The sequence below is a fragment of the Vreelandella malpeensis genome (assembly GCF_020622355.1).
GTDB classification, from domain to species: domain Bacteria; phylum Pseudomonadota; class Gammaproteobacteria; order Pseudomonadales; family Halomonadaceae; genus Vreelandella; species Vreelandella malpeensis.
Genome location: NZ_WHVL01000015.1, coordinates 1 through 823 on the forward strand (window position 1 = coordinate 1; position 823 = coordinate 823).

General features: G+C 50.7%; 2 tRNA genes and 2 rRNA genes. All 4 read left to right on the forward strand.

Annotated features, from left to right (window positions below):
* Window positions 1-116 (forward strand): 16S ribosomal RNA (locus GEV37_RS16850); the annotation flags it as partial.
* An 86-nt stretch (window positions 117-202) separates the two neighbouring features.
* A tRNA-Ile gene (locus GEV37_RS16855) sits at window positions 203-279 on the forward strand.
* 108 nt (window positions 280-387) lie between these two features.
* Window positions 388-463 (forward strand) — tRNA-Ala (locus tag GEV37_RS16860).
* 259 nt (window positions 464-722) lie between these two features.
* Window positions 723-823, forward strand: a 23S ribosomal RNA gene (locus GEV37_RS16865); the annotation flags it as partial.

The window sequence follows — 823 nt, forward strand, 5'->3', positions numbered from 1 at the left end:
CACCAGAAGTGGTTAGCTTAACCTTCGGGGGAGCGATCACCACGGTGTGGTTCATGACTGGGGTGAAGTCGTAACAAGGTAGCCGTAGGGGAACCTGCGGCTGGATCACCTCCTTAAACGATGCGTCGCGCTCGCGGCAAGCGCTCACAATGAATTACCTGATCATGTGTTAGAGCAAACGGTTTAAGCACGATCCCCTCTTGGGTCTGTAGCTCAGTTGGTTAGAGCGCACCCCTGATAAGGGTGAGGTCGGCAGTTCAAATCTGCCCAGACCCACCAAATTCCTGTGATACTGCGTTAAAATGCTCCTCGTATAGAAGGCTATACGTCGTCGCATTTTGCCTTGTCTCACAGAAATTTATGACAAGAGGTGACGCTCTGAACAATGGGGCCATAGCTCAGCTGGGAGAGCGCCTGCCTTGCACGCAGGAGGTCAGCGGTTCGATCCCGCTTGGCTCCACCATTTTCCAGCCGTATCGCCTTGCTGGACATCGTTTGTCGTGTTTCGTGACCATTGATAAGCCTGCTGTTGGCTGTCTTATCACTGTTCACTAAACAGTCGCTCTTTAACAATGTATATCATGCTGACAATATCGAATGACGATATGAAGACAGTTTACTGTTTTTATCTCCTCATCTCGATATGCAATTGTTTTGTGATACGTCTCAAGCGTATCCGGCAATCGTTGTCATTGTGCGATCCAGACTCCTTCGGGTTATAGGGTCAAGCAATGAAGCGCACACGGTGGATGCCTAGGCAGCCAGAGGCGATGAAAGACGTGGAAGCCTGCGATAAGGTTCGGTGAGGTGGCAAACGACCTGT